This is a genomic window from Streptomyces sp. NPDC090499, assembly GCF_044769305.1.
GTDB lineage: Bacteria > Actinomycetota > Actinomycetes > Streptomycetales > Streptomycetaceae > Streptomyces.
This window is the reverse complement of record NZ_JBIVXP010000008.1, coordinates 168660-190317: the sequence shown is the minus strand read 5'-3', so window position 1 is coordinate 190317 and position 21658 is coordinate 168660. Positions and strand designations below refer to the sequence as shown.

Genomic DNA, 21658 nt, shown 5'->3' with positions numbered 1-21658 from the left:
TCAGTCCTTCGAGGTGGGGGCTTCCGGGTGGTCCGCCGTCTCGTCCAGGCGGCGGCCCAGGGCGTCCAGACTGCTGTTCCACAGCCGGCGATACGGGGCCAGCCAGGCGTCGAGTTCGGCGATGGGTGTCGGGTCCAGGGCGTAGACGCGGCGCTGCGCGTCCTGCCGCACCCGGACCAGGCCCGCCTCCCTCAGCACCTTGAGGTGCTTGGACGTGCTCGGCTGGCTGAGGCCGCAGGCGTCCACGATCTCGCCGACGGGGCGTGGACGGGTGAGGAGGAGGCCGACTATGGCGCGTCGGTGGGGGTCGGCCAGGGCGGTCCAGAGGGTGTCGGCGGACATGGCTTCAATATGCCCAGGCAGTTATATTCCTGTCAAGGAATATCCGACACCCTGAACGCATCGAGGCCCCGGGCGGTCCACCGCAGCCGTTCCGTCGACCATGATCGACCCGCACCCCCAGCGAAACGTTGCCGTTTCGCTGAAAGTGGTCTAGGCTCGATGTGTACGAAACCGTTTCGTTCGCGGTGCTGTAGACGCCGTGCCAACGAAACGGCTTTTTGGTAAATCCCGAACGACTTCCCTGGAGTGGTTCTCGCATGTCTGAGAAGACTTTGGCCGACGACGTCCGCGTCGGTACCGAGGAGGCCCCACCGGTCGCCTCCTCCAAGCGGTGGTGGATCCTCGCGGTCATCGCCATCGCCCAGCTGATGGTGGTGCTCGACGCCACCATCGTGAACATCGCCCTCCCGTCCGCCCAGGCCGACCTCGGGTTCTCCGACGGCAACCGGCAGTGGATCGTCACCGCGTACGCCCTCAGCTTCGCGTCCCTGCTGCTGCTCGGCGGCCGGATCGCCGACCTGTTCGGACGCAAGAACGCCTTCCTCATAGGGGTCGTCGGCTTCGCCGCCGTGTCGGCGCTGGGCGGTGCCGCGAACGGCTTCGGGATGCTGGTCACCGCGCGAGCCCTCCAGGGCGCCTTCGGCGCGCTGCTCGCCCCGACCGCGCTCTCGCTCCTCAACACCACGTTCACCGACGCCCGTGAGCGGGCCCGGGCGTTCAGTGTCTACGGTGCCATCGCCGGTGCCGGCGGTGCGGTGGGCCTGCTGCTCGGCGGTGTCCTCACCGACACGTTCGACTGGCGCTCGACCCTGTACGTGAACGTCGCGATCGCGGTCGTCGCCTTCGCGGGCGGCATGGCGCTGCTGCACAACCACCGTGACGCCGGGAACGCCAAGCTGGACGTGCCGGGTACGGTCCTGGTCGCGGCCGGTCTGTTCTCGCTGGTCTACGGCTTCTCCAACGCCGAGTCGCACGACTGGGGTTCGCCGCTGACCTGGGGCTTCCTGATCGCCGGCGTCGTGTTCCTGGCAGCCTTCGCGTGGTGGCAGACCAAGACCGAGCACCCGCTGCTGCCGCTGGGCATCCTCATGGACCGCGACCGGGGGGCCTCGCTCCTCGCCGTGCTGATCTCCGCCGGCGGCATGTTCGGCGTGTTCCTCTTCCTCACCTACTACCTGCAGCTGAACCTCGGCTTCAGCCCGACGAAGACCGGCGTAGCGTTCCTGCCGATGATCGGCGGTCTGATGGTGACGGCGCAGATCGGCACCCAGGTTCTGGTGCCGCGGCTCGGCCCCAAGGTGGTCGTCCCGCTGGGCTTCGCGGTCTCCGCGGTCGGCATGGCCTGGCTGACCGGGATCGGCGTCGGCTCCAGCTACGTCAGCGCGGTGCTGCCGCAGCTGATCATCACCGGCCTCGGCCTGGGCCTGGTCATGCCGGCGGCCATGCAGCTGGGCACCGGCGGGGTGACGGCCGACGAGGCGGGCGTCGCCTCGGCGACGGTCAACGCCATGCAGCAGGTGGGCGGTTCCATCGGCACGGCGCTGCTCAACACGCTGGCTGCGAGCGCGGCGACGGACTACCTGGCCGGTAAGGACGCGACCAGCAAGCTGGTGCAGGCGCAGGCGACGATCGAGAGCTACACGACCGCGTTCTGGTGGTCGGCCGGAATGTTCGCGGTCGGCGCGGTCATCGCCTTCCTGCTGTTCCGCAAGGGGGTGCCGCAGCAGGACCCGGACGCGGCGCCGGTCGTCCACATGTAGCTTCCGCAGAGCCGCAGGGACCGAGGGGCCGCCGTCAGCAGGGAGACGGCGGCCCCTCACCGTTGTTCTCCGCGGGTGGGCTGCCGCCGATCGCGCAGCCCCTCCCCCTCCCGACTCCCCTAAAAGGGCGCCAGGTCAAGCCCCTTCATGAAAGTTCACGCTGTCGAGTGAACCTGATCTTGCGCCGCCGGAAGCAGGGATGGCAGACCCGGCCAGCGGGTACCAACTCGGCCCCTGTCCGCCCCGGCGAGGTGGAGCTCTGAGATGACACCGCAAGCCGACGACCCCGAGCTGCCGGCCGGCAACTCCTGCGCGCGCACCCACCGCAGCGGGGCGTACCACGTCGTCGAGGTGTGCGGCGAGGTCGACATCGCCACCGAGGGGCTGCTCGCCGAGCATCTGCTCGCGGTGACCGCCGGCGCCGGGCCGGACGTGCTCGTCGACCTGCGGCGGCTGGACTTTCTCGACTGTTCGGGGCTGCGGGTGCTGTGCCGGGCCGAGGCACGGGCCAGGGAGCGGGGCGGGCGGCTGCGGCTGGTGTGCGAAGGGCCGCGGATTCCGCGGCTGTTACGGGCTGCGGGACTGCTGGGACGTTTTCCGCCGCTCCCCGGCATTCCCCGGGACGGGAACGCCGGAGAGCGGCGGTGATGCCGGGGGTCGGACGGGCAGCCCCACACCACCCGTCCGCCCCCCGGTGCGAGATCGCAGGTCCCCGCCCCAGGGGCCGCACTCCCCAGTTGCGGACCTGTCCGGCAGTCACGAGGACCGTGCGATCCCGGGCTCAGAAGGCGAAGACGTTCGTCCCGTAGGCATCCCTCATGCACTGGTTGCCGAAGGTGTGCTCGTAGGAGACGCGCTTGCCCTGCCAGACGCCTTCCACCGTGACCACGACGGGGTCGTACAGCTTGGTACACCACACGTCGGCTTTGGGTACGAGGGCGTTCAGGTCACCGCCGGCGCCGCGCAGTTCGGCGCAGGCCTCGGCGGCCGCCGGGTGGGTCCCGGAGGCGCTGGGGGCACAGTTCAGGGTGACGGCGCGCTCGGGCGTGGCGGTGGCCGCCGCTGTGCCGTGGCCCGTGGTGAGCACCAGGGCCGAGGGGGCGTAGAGCGAGCTCGGGGCGGCGACGGCGGCCCCCGTGAGGGGTCCGCAGACGGCGGCGGCCGTAAGGCCGATGGTCGCTGCCCAGCGCGCGGTGGTTCGCATTGTGTGCATCCTTCCGCTCGGTTCGACGGGTGCCGCCCTCGGCCCGGTGGGTGCCGGGGCGGCGGGCGCCACTCTGCCGAGTCCGCCGCCGAAACACACATCGAACCCACAGGTTTCAGTAACCTTGCGTATTGAATCAGTGGCGTGAAGTCACGGAATTGGAACGCGTCGACCGCTCAACGGAGCGGTTCTTGATCGCCCGAAGCGGCCAGATGGCCTGATCCCATCGCCTTGTTAATCGTCCTGAAACATTCCGCTTCCGCTGTCGGCGGACTTCCCGGCAAGCCCTTGCCTTTATTCTGCAACGGAGTAATCGTCATTACATGATTACTCAGGAGCAGCGAGACAAGATCCGCGGCTGGTTCGCCGGCCGCCTGCCCGACGACCTCTTCGAGGAGCTGGTCGAGGTGACGGTCGACCGCGAGGAGGTCACCGTCATCGGGCGCATCCCCGGCCCCAAGCTCGCGGACGGCGCGTCGGACGCCGAGCGGGAGGCGGCCGTAGAGGGCCGGGTCCAGGAGTTCCGGGAGCGCACCCGGGAGGGCCGGATGGCCGTCGCACGGGAGGCCGAGCACCAGTTCCGGCGCAAGGTCTCCTGGGGCGTGGAGTGTTCGGGGCAGCGGGCGCTGTTCACGCATGTGGCCGCACCGGTGATGACCCGGCTGCGCCAGCCCGAGCGGGAGGTCCTGGACACCCTGATCGCCGGCGGCGTGGCGCGCAGCCGCAGCGAGGCACTGGCCTGGTGCGTGCGCCTGGTCCAGCGCCACACCGACGACTGGCTGACGGAACTGCGCGATTCACTGGAGCACGTCGAGAAGGTCCGAGCGCAGGGCCCGGACGCCCCCCAGGACTGAACCGGCCGCCGGGCGGCGCCCCGAGGGGCGCCGCGGGCGGCCCGCGGAGCGCTCAGTGGCCGGCGAGTCCCGCCGGCTGCGCCGAAGGCCCCTCGCTCCCGGCGATGGAGAGCGAGCCACGGCTCTGCGACGGTACCGGGGCGTCGGTCAGCCAGTGCTGGCCGCTGGTGTGGTCCCGGACCTTGACCACGATGTCCGAGCCCGGGTCCACCCCACCCGTCGCGAGGGCGAGGGTCTCGTCCCAGCGGGGCAGCAACTCGCCCTGGGCGGTGAGGCCGTAGCGCACGTCCGCGCTGCGCTCGGCGCCCTCGTCGACGCAGGTGCCGAGGATGACCACCCCGGCGTCCGCGTGCGAGTCCAGGCACAGGTCCCGGCCGGCCGCGCTGCGCAGCTCGCCGTCGCTCTCGTACGTCCACTGCTGGGTGGAGGCCGAGGAGCACACCGCGAGCACGACGCCCGCCCCCGCCTTCGGGTCACCGTTGATGTCCAGGCAGAGCTGCGCGGCGGCGTTGCGCAGCCGGGTCGTGTGATCGGCGGCGGGCAGCCCGGCCGTGCCGGAGGTGGGGGTCGCCTCGGGCTCGGAGTCGCCGGGCACCAGGCCCGCGGTGGCGACGGCGTCGCTGCCCTCACCGCCGCCGGACAGCGTGCTGACGGCGAGGACGGAGGCGAGCAGTCCCGCACCGGCCACGCCGACACTGGTCAGCAGCGTCTTCGACGACCAGGAGCCGGGCGGACGGCGCACCTGCACGGGGATGCGGGCGAGGAGCCGGGTCCGGGCGGCCGCACGCCGGCGGCCGCCGCCTCCGGCACGCCGGGCGGCGGCGCGGGTGAGGGGAACGTCCGCTCCGCCCTTGCGTCCCGGGCGCGTGTCGAGGTAGCGGCGGGCCCCCCAGCCGAGCACCGCCTCGACCAGGAGTACGCCCAGTCCGCCCTCGACATGGCCGAGTTGCTCGGCGGCGGCCCTGCAGTACGGGCACTCCGCCAGGTGTGCCCGGACGTCCGGCAGCAGGGCACCGCCGCGGCGGATCGGCACGTCGAGGAGCCGGTTGTAGTAGCGGCACTCCTGGGACGGCGCGAGTTCCCGGTGGGCTCGGACACAGCCCTCGCGGAATTTCTCCCGGGCGTCTTCGAGAGCAGCCGACGCGGTTGCCGTGTCCATGCCCAAAAGACCGGCCGGTACGGTTATCGGTTCCGCCTCCACCTCGGCGTGCCAGAGCAGGCTCTGAGCGAGCGCCGGAAGGCCCAGGAATGAACGCTCCGCGAGGATGCGGTTTTCCGGGGTCATGGACTTCGTGGCGCGCATACCACGCCCGCCGGCCGGCTTCCCGAGGTCCGGGAGAACCTCCGCTATTCGGTCCTCCACGGCCCAGTTGGCGACCGTGTCGCGGACGGAGACCAGCAGGCGCGGCCGGATCGCGTCGGCCGTCTCGCCGAGCGCCACCCGGTCGAGGACCTGGTGGAAGGCGGCGGCCGCGACCATGTGCGCGACAGGACCGGAGGCGGCCAGGCAGATGACCGCGTATTCCTGGACAGGCCGCCAGTGCCGGGCCATGAGCAGCGCGGCGGACCGGGATGCCTCGATGTCCGAACCGGCTCGCAGCGGGGCGGCGAGCGACTCGTCGGACTCCCCCGCACCACCGCCCGGCGGCGGATAGGAAGGGCGAGGCGGGTGGGGGGTCGACACGGAGCGGATTCCTTTGGTGCGGTGGTGCGCACCTCATCGGCGCGCATGCGGGGAGCGGGAATTCGCCGACACGGTGTCGGTACGGTGTCGGTCGCGTTCCTCAACTGCCGAATTGGACCAGGCCATTACCCCGCGCGGGTATTCACCCTCGCACAAGTCTCACACAAGCAACAAGGCGCCTGTACAACATCGACAGCATTGACAGAAAGTCAGAAAGGCGGCGGTGGCTATTGCCCCTTCATGGCCGCATTCACCATTCCGCGCGCCCCGTGTGAACCGTGCGCCCGCGCCGGTCCCGCGCGCACGGTCCCGGCCCGCCCGTACGGGTGGTCCACTGATGACCGGCCCTCCTCACGAGGCCCCGCGCGGAACGGCGGCTCTTCCGCGCGAAACAGGCCGCCGGCCCCGTTCCTCCCGCCCTCGGCCGGCGGCCCCGAGGGCCGCGGGGGCAGCTCTCCCTGCACGTCCGGGCAGGCGTCAGAGCTGCCAGGAACGGAGCCGGTCCGCCGCGGCGTAGACGTCGGCCTTGCCGCTCATCAGATCGCGGGCGAGGTCGACGAGGGCGCCGTAGGGCGGGTCGATGCCGACATCGCTGACGTACATGTAGGCCACGGCGGTCGCGCAGGCGAACCGTGCGTTCGCCGAGGGCAGCGGCTTGAGCAGGGCGAGGGTGTGCAGCAGGGCCGCGGCCCGCCAGGCGGCGTCGGAGTCCACGCCGAGGCGCGGCGGGTCGACCCGGTGCCGGGCGACGGCGGCGACCAGCGCCGAGAAGTCGTTGATGGTGGGCTGCTCCGGCATGACTTCCTCATGGCGCTGGAGCAGCCAGGGCACGTCGATGTGGATGACCGGCGGCATGGCTCAGGCGGCCTCGCCCTTCGCGGGCGGCTGCTCGTCGTCCGGGAACGCCTCGGCGAACTCGGCGGCGTGCGCCGCGAAGAAGCGGCGGAACTCCTCCGCCCCCTCCTGGAGCGCCCGGTGCCGGGCGATGTCGGCGGCGGCCGCCTCACGGACGAGGGCCTTCATCGACGTACCGCGCTCCTTGGCGATCTGCCGGAGGTCCTCAAGTTCGCGGTCGCTGAACTCCACGTTGAGAGCTGGCATGCCCTTCACGGTACCGCGAGGGTACTCCACCGTAAATACCCGCAGGTCAAGACCGACTCGCGACGGTACCGGCGGGCCGGAGAGCCATGTCCGTTTTCCGCCGGTCGGCGAGGCTGCGGCGCGCCAGACTCGGTGTCACGACGAGAGTGAGGCATCAGATGGACGTGTACACCCTGTACGACAGCCCGCTGGGCGAGCTGTGCCTGACCGGCGCGGAGTCGGCCGACGGCTTCGTCCTCACGGCACTGTCCCTGCCGGGGCGGCGCGGCGCCGGGGGCGTCCGCGCCGACCGCCCGTTCGGCGCCGCGGTGCGCCAGTTGGACGCCTACTTCAGTGGCCGGCGCACCCGCTTCGACCTGCCCTGCGCCGCCCGGGGCACGGAGTTCCAGCAGCAGGTGTGGCGGGCGCTCGACGACATCCCGTACGGCACCACGACGACGTACGGCGAACTGGCGGCACGGCTCGGCGCGGCCCGGTCCGAGGTCCGGGCGGTGGGCGCCGCGATCGGCGCCAACCCCCTGCTCGTGATCCGGCCCTGCCACCGCGTGATCGGCGCCGACGGCTCGATGCGCGGGTACGCGGGCGGGGTCGAGAACAAGGTACGGCTGCTCACGCACGAGGGCGCGCTGCAGCCGATGCTCGGCTGAGCCGCCCGCCCGGCCGCCTCAGACGTCGAGGCGGCTGATCCGCACCGCGCCCGCGGCCGTCCCCGGGTGGGCACTGGTCAGGGTCAGCCGGATCCGGGAGCCGCGCGCCGCGGTGAACGTGATGGCGGTCGGGGTGTCCGAGGCGGACGCCCAGTCCACGGCCGTGTCCCGCACCGCCCGGTACGCCGTGCCGTCCCAGACGGCCACCTCGACCGAGGCGGGGAGGGCGTGCGTGGCGTCCACGGTGAAGGAGACGTCCACCCGGTCGTAGGTGCGGGTGCGCCCGTGGTCGACCGACACCCAGTCCGTGGTCCGGGCGCCGCCGAAGGCGGGCAGCAGGGCGGTGGCCGACTTGGCGAAGGCGTTGGACCAGCCGGTGGCCGGGTCGCCGTCGAGCATGGCTGCCGGGAGGGTGTCCGGACGGCCGGAGTAACTGGCGTCCGCGCTGGGGTGGTCCGGCGGCGGCGGGTAGTCCGGGCCGAAGACCGGGGCGGGGATGCTCGCCGCGGTGCGGGCCGGGGTGGTGTGCAGGGTGGCGGTGTCCGTGCGCAGGCCGGTCACCCGCGCGGTCACCTTGAGGGCCCCGGGCTTCGTACCGGAGCGGACGACGGCGAGAGCCTTGCCGTGGAAGGCGGTGCGGGTACTGGCCTGGTAGCGCTCGGCGCTCTCCTCGCGGCCGTTGTCGAGCCCGGCGAGCGAACCGCCGGTCACCGCGAAGGAGATGAGGTGCTCGGCGTCGGGCACCACCACGCCGTGCGCGTCGACGATCTCGGCGGTGACGAAGACCAGCGAACGCCCGTCGGCGGCCACGGACCTGCGGTCGGGGGTGAGGCGGACGCCGTGCGGGGCGCCGGCGGTGCGCAGCACGTCGGTCGCGACCACCTTGCCGTCGCGCCTGGCCACCGCCTTCAACTCGCCCGGGATGTAGGGGACTTTCCAGCTCAGATGCAGTTTGCCCGCGCTGCCGTTGGGACTGGTGTAACTGCCCGGGTAGGGGCCGGTGGTGAAGGTCCTGTCGTCGCCGGTGGCCTCGGTGGTCTCCAGGTAGGTGCGGCCGTCGGTGGTCTTCTTGGTGTCGAACTCCCTCACCCCCAGGGACGTTCCGTTCAGGAACAGCTCGACGGAGGGCACGTTGGCGTACGCCCACACCTCGACCGTGTCCCCCTCCTCGTGGTTCCAGCTCATCGGCAGCAGGTGCACCATCGGCTCGCTCACCCACTGGCTGCGGAAGAGGTGGTACATGTCCTTCGGGAAGCCGGCCGTGTCGACCGCGCCGAAGAACGACGACTTCACCGGGAACACGTCGTACGGTGTCGGCTCGCCGATGTAGTCGATGCCCGACCACAGGAACTGCCCCGCGAACCACTTCCGGTCCCGGTCCTTCTTGTGGCCGTACTCGCCGCTCATCGTCCAGGAGGCGAGGTTGTTGTCGTAGGACGAGGTCGCGCGGCGGCCGGGAGTGTGGTTCTCGCCCGTGTTGAGGTGTTCGGGCTCCTGGTACGCGCCGCGGGTGGAGGTCTCCGAGGAGGACTCGGACTCGAAGAGGAACAGGTGCGGGTAGGCCGCGTGCAGCGCGTCCACGGACCTGGCGGTGTTGTAGTTGAGGCCGAGGCCGTCGAGCTTGGCCAGCATCAGGTCGGCGGCGGAGCCCTGCCTGGGCACGCTGCGGTACTTGTCGGAGCCGATGACCAGGGGGCGGGTGTCGTCGGCGGCCCGGATCGCGGCGATGATCCGGTCGGCCATGGCGAGGCCGGCGGTGGAGGTGGAGTCGGGGATCTCGTTGCCGATGGACCACAGGACGACGGCGGGCGAGTTGCGGGCGGCGAGGACCATCTCGGTGGCGTCGGCCTCGCACCACTCGTCGAAGAAGCGGCCGTAGTCGTATCGGGTCTTGCCGGTCTTCCAGCAGTCGAAGGCCTCCACCATCATCACGATGCCCAGTTCCTCGCAGACCTCGATCATCTGCGGCGAGGGCGGGTTGTGCGAGGTGCGGAAGGCGTTGACGCCCATCGACTTCATGATGGTCATCTGCCGGCGCACCGCGTCGGCGCTGATCGCCGCGCCGAGGGCGCCCTGGTCGTGGTGGAGGTCGACGCCCCTGATCTTGGTGGGGACGCCGTTGAGGGAGAAACCCTCGTCGGGGTCGAAGCGGAAGCTGCGGATGCCGAAGACCGTACGGCAGGTGTCGGTGGTGGTGCCGCCGACCCGGAGTTCGGTGTGCAGGGTGTAGCGGTACGGGGCTTCGACGGACCACAACCTCGGTTTCGCGACGGTCAGTTCATGGGTCACGGCGGTCGCGTCGGAGCCGGTCCCGGTGACCGTGACCGTGGAGGTCGTCCGGGCGACGGTGCGCCCGCCGGGATCGACGATCCGGGAGACCACCGTGACGTCCGCGCCCTCGCCGGACTCGTCCACGACGGCGGTGCGCACCCGCACCACGGCCCGCTCCGCGGTGATGTCCGGGGTGGTGACGTACGTCCCCCAGCGCGCCACGTGCACCGGCTCGGTGACCACCAGGCGGGCCTCGCGGTAGATGCCGCTGCCCGAGTACCAGCGACTGCTGGGCAGCTGGTTCTGCACCTTGACCGCGAGCACGTTCTCGGTGCTGCCGTCGGTGTGCAGCAGGCCGGTGAGGTCGAAGGCGAAGCCGGTATAGCCGTAGGGGTGGCGGCCGACCTGGGTGCCGTTGCAGTAGACGTACGCGTCCATGTAGACGCCGTCGAACTCCACCGAGATCCGTTTGCCCGCACAGCCGGGCGGCAGCGTGAAGGCGAGCCGGTACCAGCCGAGGCCGCCCGGGAAGAAGCCGGTGCCGCTGGTGGTGCCGTGGTCGGTGGTGGGGGTCTGCTCGATGCTCCAGTCGTGCGGTACTGCGACCTGCCGCCAGGCCGAGTCGTCGTACCCGGGGTCGGCGGCGTCCGCGTAGCCGCCGGTCGGGTCGGTGATCCCGCCCGGATTGACCAGCGCGAACCGCCAGCCGTCCCGCAGGGCGACCGTGCGGCGCCCGCTGACCTGCAAGGACGTATCCGCGTCCGGGGCCGCCCAGGCGCCCGGGGCGCCCAGCAGGGCGCCGGCCGTCGGGGCTGCCGTGGCGGCTGCCAGAACCGATCTGCGTGTGACCGTCATGGTGCGGCTCTCCCTCATCAGGGCCCAGAACTACTCACAACTGATCGTGAACAAACAGATTCTGACGGGGTGGCACTTGTGCCCGTCAAGGGTCCGGACGGCTCCGCCCACCTCTTTCGTCCCGGCGGCCGGTCCCCGTTCGGCACCCCGGACAGGCCCCGGCCCCGACCGGCCGCCTCTCGCCGCTTGCCGGTCACGGGAGGGTCCGAAGCACTACCCTGAACACGAGTGGTGCACCTGTTGACTGTGAGTGTGCGCTTGGGAGTGGCGAGATGAGCCGGGTCTATCCCTTCGACGATGCGGCGACGGCCCGGGCTGTCATCGGCGAGGACGGCACACTGACCGAGTGGAGCGAGGGCGCGCAGCGGCTCCTCGGCCATCCGGCCGAGGAGGTCGTGGGCCGGCCCGCGGCGTTGTTGCTCGCCGGGGACCTCGCACCGCGCGCGCCCGTCGGCACCCGCTGGGACGGCACCCTCGGACTCCGCCACCGGGACGGCCGTACGGTCCCGGTCTGGCTGCTCGCCCACCACACCCCGGCCCACGACGAACGGCCCGGCCAGTGGGTGGTGGTCTCACCGCTGGACGGCGGCGGACCGCGCACCCCGGACGATCCGCTGGCCACGGCCGCGCTGACGCAGTCACCGTGCGCCATCGCGGTCTACGACGACCGGCTCAGGCTGCGCCGGATGAACGAGGCGATGGCCCAGGTCATCGGGCTGCCCGAACGGCGGGTCCAGGGGCTCAGGGTCACCGAGATCGGCGGCAAGCCGGAGAGCGGCGACCTGGAGCGGAGCATGCTCCGGGTGCTGGCCTCGGGCCTGCCGCTGGACGTGCAGACGTACATGCGGACCGGCGGCGAGGACCGGGCGCACGCCTGGCTGGCCCGGATGGCGCCGGTCACCGACGCCGCCGGGCGGGTGTGGGGCGTGAGCCTGGCCGCCCACGACTTCACCGAGAACTACCTGGCCAGGGAGCGGCTCCAGCTGGTCAACGCCGCGAGCGTGCGGATCGGCAGCACCCTCGACGTCGTCCGAACGGCCCAGGAGCTGGCGGACGTCTGCGTCCCGGCCCTCGCCGACCTCGTCACCGTCGACCTGCTGGACCCGCCGGAGGACGGCGGCGACCTCCCGGCCCGGCTGAGCGCGCCGGTCACCCTGCGCCGCATCGCGCACCAGTCCGTGCTCCCCGGCGTCCCCGAGGCGGTCCTCAAGCCCGGTCAGACCGAGGTCTACCCGGCCACCTCACCGCAGGCGGACTCGCTGACCGCGGGGCACACCATCGTCGCCTCGGTGTCGGCCGGCGAGCTGGACGAGTGGCTGAACTGGAACAAGGTGCGCGGGGAGCGGGCGCGTGAGTTCGGCGTGCACTCCTCGATGTCGGTGCCGATCCAGGCCCGCGGCACCACCCTGGGGGTCGCGGTATTCCGGCGGCACCGGCGGCTCGACCCGTTCGGCCCGGACGACGTGCTGCTCGCCGAGGAGATCACGGCGCGGGCCGCCGTGTGCATCGACAACGCCCGCCGCTACTCGCGCGAGCGCGAGACGGCCCTGGCCCTGCAGCGCAGCCTGCTGCCCCGGACCCTGCCGCGCACCGCTGCTCTGCAGGCCGCGTCCCGCTACCTGCCGGCGGCGCGGGCCGGGGTGGGCGGCGACTGGTTCGACGTGATCCCGCTGTCCGGGCTGCGGGTCGCCATGGTCGTCGGGGACGTCGTCGGCCACGGCGTGCAGGCGTCGGCGACCATGGGCCGGCTGCGGACCGCCGTGCGCACCCTCGCCGACATCGACCTGGCCCCGGACGAGCTGCTCACCCACCTCGACGACCTGGTGCTGCGGCTCTCCGAGGAGCAGGGCGGCGAAGGCAGCCCCGGTGAGGTCGGCGCGACCTGCCTGTACGCCGTCTACGACCCGGTGTCGCGGCGCTGCACGCTGGCCCGCGCCGGGCACCCGCCACCGGTCCTGCTGCGTCCGGGCCGCCTCCCCCAGCGGCTCGACCTGCCCGCCGGTCCCCCGCTGGGCCTGGGCGGGCTGCCGTTCGAGTCGGCCGAGGTGACCCTGGACGAGGGCACGGTCCTGGCGATGTTCACGGACGGGCTGATCACCTCCCGGCACCGGGACCCGGACACCGGCCGACGGCTCCTGCACGAGGCGCTGGCGGCGGACAGCGACTCGCTGGACGAGACCTGCGACCGGATCCTGCACGCCCTGCTGCCGTCGGGCGGCGCGGCCGACGACGTGGCGCTGCTGCTGGCCCGCACCCAGGGGCTGCCGCCGACCCGGGTGGCGTCCTGGGACATCCCCGCCGACCCCGCCCTGGTCGCCCCGATCCGCAAGCAGGTCGTGGAGCAGCTCGACGTGTGGGACCTGAGCATGGCCGCCTTCACGACGGAGCTGGTGGTCAGCGAGCTGGTCACCAACGCCATCCGGTACGGCGCCCACCCCATCGGGCTCCGGCTGATCCACGACACGACCACCCTGATCTGCGAGGTCTCCGACACCAGCCACACCGCTCCGCACCTGCGCCGGGCCAAGACCTGGGACGAGGGCGGGCGGGGGCTGCTGCTGGTGGCCCAGCTGACCCAGCGGTGGGGTACCAGGCATACGGCGGAGGGCAAGACGATCTGGGCCGAGCTGTCCCTCTTCGAGGACGAGATGCCCTGAGTGCGCCGCTGGACCGTGGGTCGGGTGCGGCGCCGTTGTGGCTGGTCGCGCAGTTCCTCCCCCAGCCTTCGGCCGGGGGTACCCCCAGCGCCCCTGATGGGGCGCGCTGCAGAACCGCAGGTTTTATTCGGCCGCCGCGGACAGGTGCTCGTGGACTGCGCGCCAGTCATCACCCGTCGTGCGGTGCAGGACGATGGTCTCGCGTTCGTGCAGGACCTCCTCGCCGGCCCTGGTGGAGACGCGGGTGGTCACCGAGTGGGTGAAGACGGCGGTGTCGCCGAGGAGTTGGAGGCGGCGGTCGGCCGAGTCGCAGGCGAGGACGCGGAAGCCGTCCTCGTCGCTCCACTTCTGCCACAGGGCGCGGTACTCCTCGGTGGAGTCCAGGCGCCGGCCGGTGGTGTGGAAGACGAAGGTGGCGTCGGGCGCGAAGGCGGCGAAGTAGTCGTCGGTGCGGCCCTCGGCGAAGGCGGCGATCAGGGCGTCCGCCGCGGCGAGGGCGGTGTCGTGGTCGTTGTTCAAGGCTTCGGCTCCGAGATCCGGGCCACGGCGCGGACGGGTGCGCCGTCCGCGCCGGGCAGGTGCAGGGGGAAGAGGCTGACGTGGACGTCGTGGCCGGTGTGCTGGGCGTCGAGGACCTCGGCGAGGTTGGTGAGGTTCTCGGCGATGACGGCGTCGGCGCCGCACAGGATGCGGTGGGCGGGGAGGGTGTCGCCGGGGGTCGGGTCGACGCTGAGGGCGTCGATGCCGACGGTGTGGATGCCGCGGGCGACGAGGAGGGCGGCCGCCGCCTCGGTCAGGTGGGGGTGGTCGTGGTAGGCGTCGGTGCCCCAGTGCGCCGACCAGCCGGTGGCGATCAGCACGATCCGGTCCGCCGGGACGCGGGCGAGCAGGTCGGTCCCGATGGCGGCCCGGGGCGCGAGGCCCCGGGCGTCGACGACGTGGGCGGGGCCGTCGAACCGGTTCAGCGGCAGCTGGTCCAGCGTGGGCAGGCCGTCCTCGATGTGGGACGGGGCGTCCACGTGGGTGCCGGACTGCGAACCCATGTGCACCTGGAGGACGTTGATCCCGTCCCGGGCCATGGTGAGCGCGGGCCGGATGTCCACCTGCGGGTCGCCGGGGTAGACCGGCATGCCGGTGCGCAGCGGCACGGACAGGTCGATCAGGCGCATCCCGCTCACACCTCCGCGGGCTCGGGGGCCGCGACGGGGGCGCCGTCGGCGGCGATGATCGGCGGCACCGGGGTGTCGACGGCGCGCACCAGCCGCGGGCCGTCGGGGCCGAAGACGGCGCGGGGTTCGGGGAAGAGCCACAGCAGGGCCAGGTAGAGGACCGCGGCGAGGCCCAGGCCGACGGGCAGGGAGATGTCCACGCCGCCCGCGAGGTCGCCGAGGGCGCCGACGAACTGGCCGGGGAGGTTGACGAACTGGACCGCGAGCAGGGCGGCGGCCAGCCAGGCGGCCATGCCGCGCCAGTTCCAGCCGTGCGTGAACCAGTAACGCCCGCCCCGCTGACGGCGGTTGAAGACCTGGAGCGAGTCCGGGTCGTACCAGCCGCGGCGGGTGAGGAAGCCCAGGGTCATGATGACCATCCACGGCGCGGTGCAGACGATGATCAGCGTCGCGAAGGTGGAGATGGACTGGGTGAGGTTGGCGGCGAACCGGCCGACGAAGATGAAGGAGATCGACAGGACGCCGATGAACACGGTGGCCTGCACCCGGCTGAACTTCGGGAAGACACTGGCGAAGTCGAGGCCGGTGCCGTAGAGCGAGGTGGTGCCGGTGGACATGCCGCCGATCAGCGCGAGCAGACAGACCGGCAGGAAGTACCAGGAGGGCGAGACGGCCAGCAGGCCGCCGACGTAGTCCGGGGCGCTCGGGTCGAGGAAGTTCCCGGCCTTCGCGGCGATGATCGAGGCGGTCGCCAGGCCGAAGAAGAACGGCAGGATCGTCGCGATCTGGGAGAGGAAGGCCGCGCCCATGACCCGGCGGCGCGGGGTGTCGGCGGGGATGTAGCGGGCCCAGTCGCCGAGGAAGGCGCCGAAGGAGACCGGGTTGGAGAGCACGATCAGCGCGGAGCCGATGAACGCCGGCCAGAAGCCGGGGGTGCTCAGCGAGTGGAAGCTGCCCTGGTAGCCGGGGTCGAAGTCGCCGCCGAAGGCGAAGAGGCCGAGGACGAAGAGCAGGGAGGCGGCGGCGACCGCGATCTTGTTCACGAAGAGCATGAACCGGAAGCCGTAGATGCACACCGTCAGCACCAGCGCGGCGAACAGGCCGTAGGCGAGCGCGTACACGCCGTCGTTGGTCGGCAGGTGGAACATCCGGTGCGCGCCGCCGACCAGGGCGTCACCGGAGGACCACACGGAGATGGAGAAGAAGGCGACCGCGGTCAGCAGGGAGAGGAAGGAGCCGACGACCCGGCCGTGCACGCCCAGGTGGGCGGAGGAGGAGACCGAGTTGTTGGTGCCGTTCAGCGGACCGAACACGGCGAGCGGCGCGAGGATCAGCGCGCCGACGGCGAGCCCGAGGCCGGTGGCCGCCAGGCCCTGCCAGAAGGAGAGCCCGAACAGGATCGGGAAGGCGCCGAGGACGCAGGTGGCGAAGGTGTTCGCGCCGCCGAAGGCGACCCGGAACAGGTCCAGCGGCCGGGCGGTGCGGTCGGCGTCGGGGATGCGCTCGACGCCGTAGGTCTCGATCTCGGTCAGCGACGGGGCGTCGTGCTGCTCCGCTTGGGGGCTGGGGGTCATGTCTGCTCCTCGCGGTGGACGGCGGAGTCCAGGGTCAAGAGGCTGATCAGGTCGTAGGCCACGTGGGACGCGGCGAACGACGTGATGTCGGCGTGGTCGTAGGCGGGGGCGACCTCGACGACGTCGCCGCCGACGAGGTTGAGCCCGGCGAGGCCGCGCAGGATCTCCAGCAGCTCACGCGAGGTCATGCCGCCGGCTTCCGGGGTGCCGGTGCCGGGGGCGTGTGCGGGGTCGAGGACGTCGATGTCGACGGACACGTACAGCGGCCGGTCGCCGATGCGCTGCCGCAGCGCGTCCACGGTCTCGTCGACGCCGCGGCGCAGTACGTCGGAGGAGGTGACGATGCCGAAGCCGAGCCGGCGGTCCTCCTCCAGGTCCCGCTTGCCGTACAGGGGGCCGCGGGTGCCGACGTGGCTGAGCGCCTCGGTGTCGACGATGCCCTCCTCGACGGCGCGGCGGAACGGGGTGCCGTGGGTGTACTCGGCGCCGAAGTAGGTGTCCCAGGTGTCGAGGTGGGCGTCGAAGTGGAGCACGGCGACCGGTCCGTGCCGCTTCGCGACCGCGCGCAGCAGGGGCAGCGCGATGGTGTGGTCGCCGCCGATGGTCACCAGCTTCGTGCCGTCGGACTGGAGGCGGGAGGCCTCGTGCTCGACGGTCTCGATCGCCTCGTTGATGTCGAAGGGGTTCACCGGGATGTCCCCCGCGTCGGCGACCTGCGCCGTCGCGAACGGGGACACGTCGAGCGCCGGGTGGTAGGGGCGCAGCAGCCGGGACGCCTCGCGCACGGCGGCCGGGGCGAACCGGGCGCCGGGCCGGTAGGAGACGCCGGTGTCGAAGGGGACGCCGACGACGGCGATGTCCGCGCGGGACACCTCGTCGAGACGCGGCAGCCGGGCGAACGTCGCGGGTCCCGCGTAGCGGGGGATCCGGGAGGAGTCCACGGGTCCACGGGGCTCGGTCGTCATGGGGAACCTTCCTGTCGAGCCTTGGGCGTGCACCGCCGGGTGGGCGGACCCTGGACCGGAGCTGGTGGTTCCGGTAACGGGGGGGATGCCCAAGTGTGCGGACGGCCGGCCGGCAGGGTCAATTGTTGACGGCACGAAGAACTACAGTGGTCTTGTGCCCGACCACAAAGCAACGCCGCGCTCCGTCCTCACCGTGGGCGACCTGCTGTCCTTCCCGGCGTTGCAGATGCGTCTGCTCGCGGGCGCCGGCGGCCTGGGCCGTACGGTCTCCTGGGCGCACGTCAGCGAGCTGGAGGACCCCACCCCGTGGCTGCAGGGCTCGGAGGTCCTGATGACCGTGGGCCTCGCCGTGCCGCGTGGCGGCGAGGCGCAGCGGCGCTATCTGGAGCGGCTGGACGACGCGGGCGTCGCGGCCCTCGTGCTCAGCACCCAGCTGCGCACCCCGCCACTGCGACAGGCCTTCCTCGCGGCGGCCGAGGAGCGCGGCTTCCCGGTCCTGGAGGTGCCGCTCACCGTTCCCTTCGTGACCATCGCGCAGGAAGTCGCCGCCGCGGTCAGCGAGAAGTCCGCCGAACGGCTCGGCGCCCAGCTCCAGGTCTTCGGCGCGCTGCGCTGGATGGCCGAGGAGAACCTGGACATCCCCGCGCTCTTCGACCGCCTGGAGCAGCTCAGCGGCTACCGCATCTTCCTGTGCACCCCCCAGGGCCGCCCGCTGCTGCCCGGCGTCCCGGCACCGGAGGACCTGTCGGTGCTGCCGGCGCATCCGGACGCCCCGCCGACCGTGCCCGGCGGCTTCGTGCTCCCGGTCCTCGGTCCGGGCGGCGCGGCCGGCTACCTGGTGGCGCTGGAACAGGCCGGCGCCCGCCCGGCCGGGCTGGCCGTCGTCCAGCACCTGGCCACCGTCGCCGCCCTGCGGCTGGCGATGGTGCGCCAGGAGCGTGAGGTGCTGCGACGGGAGGGCGCGGAGACCCTCGCCGAGCTGCTCCAGGACACCCTCGATGCGGCCGGCGCCCAGCGCCGCCTGGCCCACCACGGTCTGGACGCCCAGCGGCCGGTCGTCCTCGCGGTGCTCCGGCGTACCCAGGACGAACAGCTGGCCGGCGCCCTGGCCGACCACCCGCACCTCACCCTGCGCCGCGGCGAGGACCGGCTGGTGCTGGCGGAACCCGGCTTCACCGAGGCGCTTTCCGAGCTGCCGGGCGCGGTGTGCGGGGTGAGCCGGCCCGTCACCGTCGGCGAGCCGCTGCGGGTCGCCCTGCAGGAGGCGGAATGGGCGGCCGGCCGCGCGGAGGAGGCGGGCAAGCCGCTGCTCCACTACGGGGAGGACGCGACCGGACGCTGGCTGCCGGAGGACCGCCGGCTGCTGGCGGCCCTCGTCGAGCAGGTCCTCGGCGCGGCCCTGCGCTACGACCGGGCGCACGGGTCACAGCTGCTGGTCTCGGTCCGCACCTGGATGGAACGCGACCGTCGCACCGAGGACGCCGCGGCGGCTCTGCACATCCACCCCAACACCCTCGCCTACCGGCTGCGCCGCTTCGGCGAGGTGACCGGCCGGGACCTGTCGACGACGGCCGCCTTCACCGAGGTCTGGTTCGCCGTCCGGGCGGCGACCGAGCTCGGCGTGGCGGTCGCCGGACCGTAGCGGACGCCCGCGACACGTCGCCGCCCGCCGATCACGAAAGCAACGGTCACGAGCCCGCCCGGCATACAGTCGGTCACGCTCGGCACCGCACGCGGAAGGGACGGCTCAGTGTCGGAGAACCCACAGCACGCCCATCCCGGCGACGCCCCGGACGGCCCGAGCTGGACCCGGGCGGTGACGGTGCTCCAGGACGCCGCTCCCCTCACCATCCCCGAGGGCGCGTCGGCGATGACCATCCGCGTCGAGTGGGAGCCCGGCGATCCCGGAACCCCACCGCACCGCCACACCGGCCCGGCGTTCGGGTACGTCGTCAAGGGCGCGGTCCGCTTCGAGCTGGAGGGCGAGGCCGAGCGGATCGTGGCGGCCGGCGGCACCTTCTGGGAGCCGGGCGGTGACGTCATCCACTACCAGGACGGCAACGCCCTCACCGACGCCAGGACCGAGTTCGTGGTCACCATGATGTGCGCGCCGGGCAGGCCGATGCTGGAACTGGTCGAGGCCGAGGAGCTACGGCAGCGCGCCCATCTGCGCGCTCCCCGGCCTGCGGGCTGACCTGGGTGCCCGACCCTGCCCGACCCTGGCCGGGCGCTGCGCCGGAGGTGCCGTGTGTCGACTGCGGCGCCGTCGTGGCTGGTCGCGCAGTGCCTCCCCCAGCCTTCGGCCGGGGACCCCAGCGCCCCCTCGGGGCGCCGAACCCGCTCAGTCGCTCGTCAGGACCACCAGCTGTTGAGTCGCGCGGGTCATCGCCACGTAGCGGTCGACACCGCCCGTCACCCCCGTGCCGAACTTCTGCGGGTCGACGAGGACGACGAGGTCGAACTCGAGGCCCTTCGACAGTTCCGGGGTGAGCGCGCCGACCCGGGGCGTCGGTGTGAACCCGGGGTCGCCGATCACGCAGGCGACGCCCTCGGCGTGGGCGGCGAGCCAGGTGCCGAGGATCTCGTCCCGCTCGGACACGGATGCGTGGACCACGGGCAGGCCGCCGCCGCGGATCGAGACCGGCACGTTGGCGTCCGGGAGTACGGCCCGGATGACCGGCTCGGCCTCCGCCATGACCTCTTCCGGGGTGCGGTAGTTGATGCTGAGCGAGGCCAGTTCGATCCGGTCCAACCCGACCCGTGCCAGGCGTTCCTGCCAGCTCTCCGTGAACCCGTGCCGTGCCTGGGCGCGGTCCCCGACGATGGTGAAGCTCCGGGACGGGCAGCGCAGCAGCAGCATCTGCCACTCCGCGTCGGTGAGTTCCTGGGCCTCGTCGACGACGATGTGGGCGAACGGGCCGGCCAGCAGGTCGGGGGCGGGGACGGCCAGTTCGGACTCGTCGACCAGGCTGACCTTGGCGTCCTGGCCGCGGAGCATGATCACCAGGCCCTCGCCGTCGGCGCCGTCGGCGCCGGAGTCCCGGACGGCCCCGATCAGGTTGTCGACGACCTGGGTCATGCGCTCGCGCTGGGCGGCGAGCACGGCCTCCTGCCGCCGCCTGCGCCGGGAGCTCTCCGGGTCGCCGAGCCGCTGCCGGGCCGCGTCCAGGAGCGGCAGGTCGGACACCGTCCAGGCCTGGGCGTCGGCGCGCTGGAGCCGGCGTACGTCGTCCGGTCCGAACCAGGGGGCGCACAGCCGCAGGTAGGCGGGCACCGACCAGAGGTCCCCGACCAGGTCGGTCGGCTCCAGCAGCGGCCAGGCGCGGTCGAGGGTGTCGACCAGGTCCCGGTCCCGCTGCAGCGCCCTGCGGAACTCCTCGGGCGCCACGTCGTCGCCGCGGTGCCTCTCCAGCAGGATGGTGGCCAGCTCCTCCCAGATCTGGTCGCGTGCCTCGTTGTGCGGGGTGCCGGGAGCCGGTGCCCGGAACGCGTCGGCCCAGTCGTCGGCGGTCAACCGGAGGTCGCCCCAGTCGGTGGTGACGGTCATCCCCCGGTCCGGGGGCTCCTCGTAGAACCGGACGGCGGTCTCGACCGCCCGCACCATGTCCGCGGACGACTTCAGCCGGGCCGCCTCCGGGTCGGTCTCGACCGCGGCAGCGGCCCCCTCGTCGACGAGGTCCCGCAGGAGGCAGGTCTGCACGCCCTCCTCGCCCAGGCTCGGCAGGACGTCGGAGACGTAGTTCAGGTAGGGCCGGTGCGGGCCTACGAACAGCACCCCGCCCCGGCGGTGGCCGAGCCGCGGGTCGGAGTACAGGAGGTGGGCGGTGCGGTGCAGGGCGACGACCGTCTTGCCGGTGCCCGGCCCGCCGTCGACGACGAGGGCGCCGCGGGATCCCGCGCGGATGATCGCGTCCTGGTCGGCCTGGATGGTGGCGAGGACGTCCCGCATCCGCTCCGAGCGGTCGGCGCCCAGGCTGGCGATGAACGCGGACTGGTCGTCGAGCGCGGCGTGCCCGTCGAGGCCGTCGGCGGTGAACACCTCGTCCCAGTAGTCGCTGATCCGGCCGTCCGTCCAGCGGTACCTGCGTCTGCTGCGCAGCCCCGCCGGGTCGGCGTGGGTCGCCGCGAAGAACGGCTCGGCGGCGGGCGACCGCCAGTCGATCAGCAGCCGGCGCCCCGTGCTGTCGGTGAGGCCGAGGCGGCCGATGTACACGGGCTCGGGGTCGTCGGCGGCGACGATGCGCCCCAGGCACAGGTCCAGGCCGAAGCGGCGCAGGGTGCGCAGCCGGGCGGTCAGCCGGTGGACCTCGGTGTCCCGGTCCATCGCGGCGCGGCCGGTGCCGCCGGGGGCCCTGAGCTCGGTGTCGAGGCGGTCGGACAGCTCGGCGATCGTCCGGGCGAGGCACTCGCCGATGGCGGCCAGGTGCCGCTCGTCGTCGGCGATCAGGGCCGGGTCGGCCTTGGCGGAGAGCCGTTCGGGCAGGTCGAAGGGGCTGGTGGTCAGGGGGTTCAAAGAATCAGCTCCGTGGGGTGGCCGTACGGCCGCAGGCACGTACGGCAGGGCGTCCGGGAGGA

General features: G+C 72.6%; 18 protein-coding genes. 7 read left to right on the top strand and 11 right to left on the bottom strand.

Annotation, left to right across the window (positions count from 1 at the left end; translation table 11 throughout):
- Positions 1 to 342, bottom strand: coding sequence for an ArsR/SmtB family transcription factor (locus tag ACIQVL_RS28520; protein WP_403426100.1), 342 nt, complete (start codon positions 340 to 342; stop codon positions 1 to 3).
- A 257-nt stretch (positions 343 to 599) separates the two neighbouring features.
- Between ACIQVL_RS28520 and ACIQVL_RS28515 the strand changes: the two genes are divergently transcribed.
- Complete coding sequence (locus ACIQVL_RS28515; protein ID WP_403426102.1) at positions 600 to 2102, top strand: MFS transporter; 1503 nt, start codon at positions 600 to 602, stop codon at positions 2100 to 2102.
- Between the two features lie 264 nt (positions 2103 to 2366).
- Entirely contained in the window at positions 2367 to 2750 is a 384-nt protein-coding gene (locus ACIQVL_RS28510) for an STAS domain-containing protein (RefSeq protein ID WP_403426104.1), read from the top strand.
- 133 nt (positions 2751 to 2883) lie between these two features.
- On the opposite strand, the gene ACIQVL_RS28505 is transcribed toward ACIQVL_RS28510, so the two are convergent.
- Complete coding sequence (locus ACIQVL_RS28505; protein ID WP_403426105.1) at positions 2884 to 3306, bottom strand: subtilase-type protease inhibitor; 423 nt, start codon at positions 3304 to 3306, stop codon at positions 2884 to 2886.
- 323 nt (positions 3307 to 3629) lie between these two features.
- Here ACIQVL_RS28505 and ACIQVL_RS28500 point away from each other — a divergent pair, with 323 nt between their 5' ends.
- Positions 3630 to 4160, top strand: a complete 531-nt coding sequence (locus tag ACIQVL_RS28500) for a hypothetical protein (RefSeq protein ID WP_403426107.1) — start codon at positions 3630 to 3632, stop codon at positions 4158 to 4160.
- Positions 4161 to 4212: 52 nt separating this feature from the next.
- Here ACIQVL_RS28500 and ACIQVL_RS28495 read toward each other — a convergent pair whose 3' ends face one another.
- The 3 genes from ACIQVL_RS28495 to ACIQVL_RS28485 all read right to left on the bottom strand — a co-directional run bounded on the left by ACIQVL_RS28495 (position 4213) and on the right by ACIQVL_RS28485 (position 6945).
- A complete protein-coding gene (locus ACIQVL_RS28495) occupies positions 4213 to 5844 on the bottom strand; it encodes an RICIN domain-containing protein (RefSeq protein WP_403476724.1) in 1632 nt (543 codons plus the stop codon).
- A 477-nt stretch (positions 5845 to 6321) separates the two neighbouring features.
- Positions 6322 to 6699: a toxin Doc gene (locus tag ACIQVL_RS28490; RefSeq protein WP_293991433.1), complete on the bottom strand. Its 378-nt coding sequence runs from the start codon at positions 6697 to 6699 to the stop codon at positions 6322 to 6324.
- Between the two features lie 3 nt (positions 6700 to 6702).
- On the bottom strand, positions 6703 to 6945 hold the full coding sequence (locus ACIQVL_RS28485) for a hypothetical protein (protein WP_403426110.1): 243 nt from the start codon (positions 6943 to 6945) through the stop codon (positions 6703 to 6705).
- Between the two features lie 158 nt (positions 6946 to 7103).
- Between ACIQVL_RS28485 and ACIQVL_RS28480 the strand changes: the two genes are divergently transcribed.
- Positions 7104 to 7592, top strand: coding sequence for a methylated-DNA--[protein]-cysteine S-methyltransferase (locus ACIQVL_RS28480; RefSeq protein ID WP_403476723.1), 489 nt, complete (start codon positions 7104 to 7106; stop codon positions 7590 to 7592).
- Positions 7593 to 7610: 18 nt separating this feature from the next.
- Here the strand turns inward: ACIQVL_RS28480 and ACIQVL_RS28475 are convergent, their stop codons facing one another.
- Positions 7611 to 10718, bottom strand: a complete 3108-nt coding sequence (locus tag ACIQVL_RS28475; RefSeq protein WP_403476722.1) for a glycoside hydrolase family 2 TIM barrel-domain containing protein — start codon at positions 10716 to 10718, stop codon at positions 7611 to 7613.
- Positions 10719 to 10990: 272 nt separating this feature from the next.
- On the opposite strand from ACIQVL_RS28475, the gene ACIQVL_RS28470 reads away from it, so the two are divergent.
- Positions 10991 to 13375 carry a SpoIIE family protein phosphatase gene (locus ACIQVL_RS28470; RefSeq protein ID WP_403476721.1) on the top strand — a complete coding sequence of 795 codons (2385 nt, stop codon included), beginning with the start codon at positions 10991 to 10993 and terminating at the stop codon, positions 13373 to 13375.
- A 123-nt stretch (positions 13376 to 13498) separates the two neighbouring features.
- Here the strand turns inward: ACIQVL_RS28470 and ACIQVL_RS28465 are convergent, their stop codons facing one another.
- The 4 genes from ACIQVL_RS28465 to speB are packed head-to-tail and all read right to left on the bottom strand — an operon-like array spanning position 13499 to position 17083.
- The gene (locus ACIQVL_RS28465) at positions 13499 to 13894 is read right to left on the bottom strand and encodes a YybH family protein (protein ID WP_403476720.1); all 396 of its coding nucleotides are present in this window, start codon (positions 13892 to 13894) and stop codon (positions 13499 to 13501) included.
- Complete coding sequence (locus tag ACIQVL_RS28460) at positions 13891 to 14544, bottom strand: cyclase family protein (RefSeq protein WP_403426120.1); 654 nt, start codon at positions 14542 to 14544, stop codon at positions 13891 to 13893. The genes ACIQVL_RS28465 and ACIQVL_RS28460 overlap by 4 nt, the downstream gene beginning before the upstream one ends.
- A gap of 5 nt (positions 14545 to 14549) precedes the next feature.
- Positions 14550 to 16118 (bottom strand): purine-cytosine permease family protein, encoded by a 1569-nt coding sequence (locus ACIQVL_RS28455; protein WP_403476719.1) that lies wholly within the window; start codon positions 16116 to 16118, stop codon positions 14550 to 14552.
- Positions 16115 to 17083 carry an agmatinase gene (speB, locus tag ACIQVL_RS28450; RefSeq protein WP_403426124.1) on the bottom strand — a complete coding sequence of 323 codons (969 nt, stop codon included), beginning with the start codon at positions 17081 to 17083 and terminating at the stop codon, positions 16115 to 16117. Before speB ends, ACIQVL_RS28455 begins: the two co-directional genes overlap by 4 nt.
- Before the next feature lie 154 nt (positions 17084 to 17237).
- On the opposite strand from speB, the gene ACIQVL_RS28445 reads away from it, so the two are divergent.
- On the top strand, positions 17238 to 18725 hold the full coding sequence (locus tag ACIQVL_RS28445; RefSeq protein ID WP_403426126.1) for a PucR family transcriptional regulator: 1488 nt from the start codon (positions 17238 to 17240) through the stop codon (positions 18723 to 18725).
- Between the two features lie 108 nt (positions 18726 to 18833).
- Positions 18834 to 19277 (top strand): cupin domain-containing protein, encoded by a 444-nt coding sequence (locus ACIQVL_RS28440; RefSeq protein ID WP_403426128.1) that lies wholly within the window; start codon positions 18834 to 18836, stop codon positions 19275 to 19277.
- Positions 19278 to 19424: 147 nt separating this feature from the next.
- Here ACIQVL_RS28440 and helR read toward each other — a convergent pair whose 3' ends face one another.
- Entirely contained in the window at positions 19425 to 21596 is a 2172-nt protein-coding gene (gene helR, locus ACIQVL_RS28435; RefSeq protein WP_403476718.1) for an RNA polymerase recycling motor ATPase HelR, read from the bottom strand.
- Positions 21597 to 21658 lie beyond the last annotated feature (62 nt).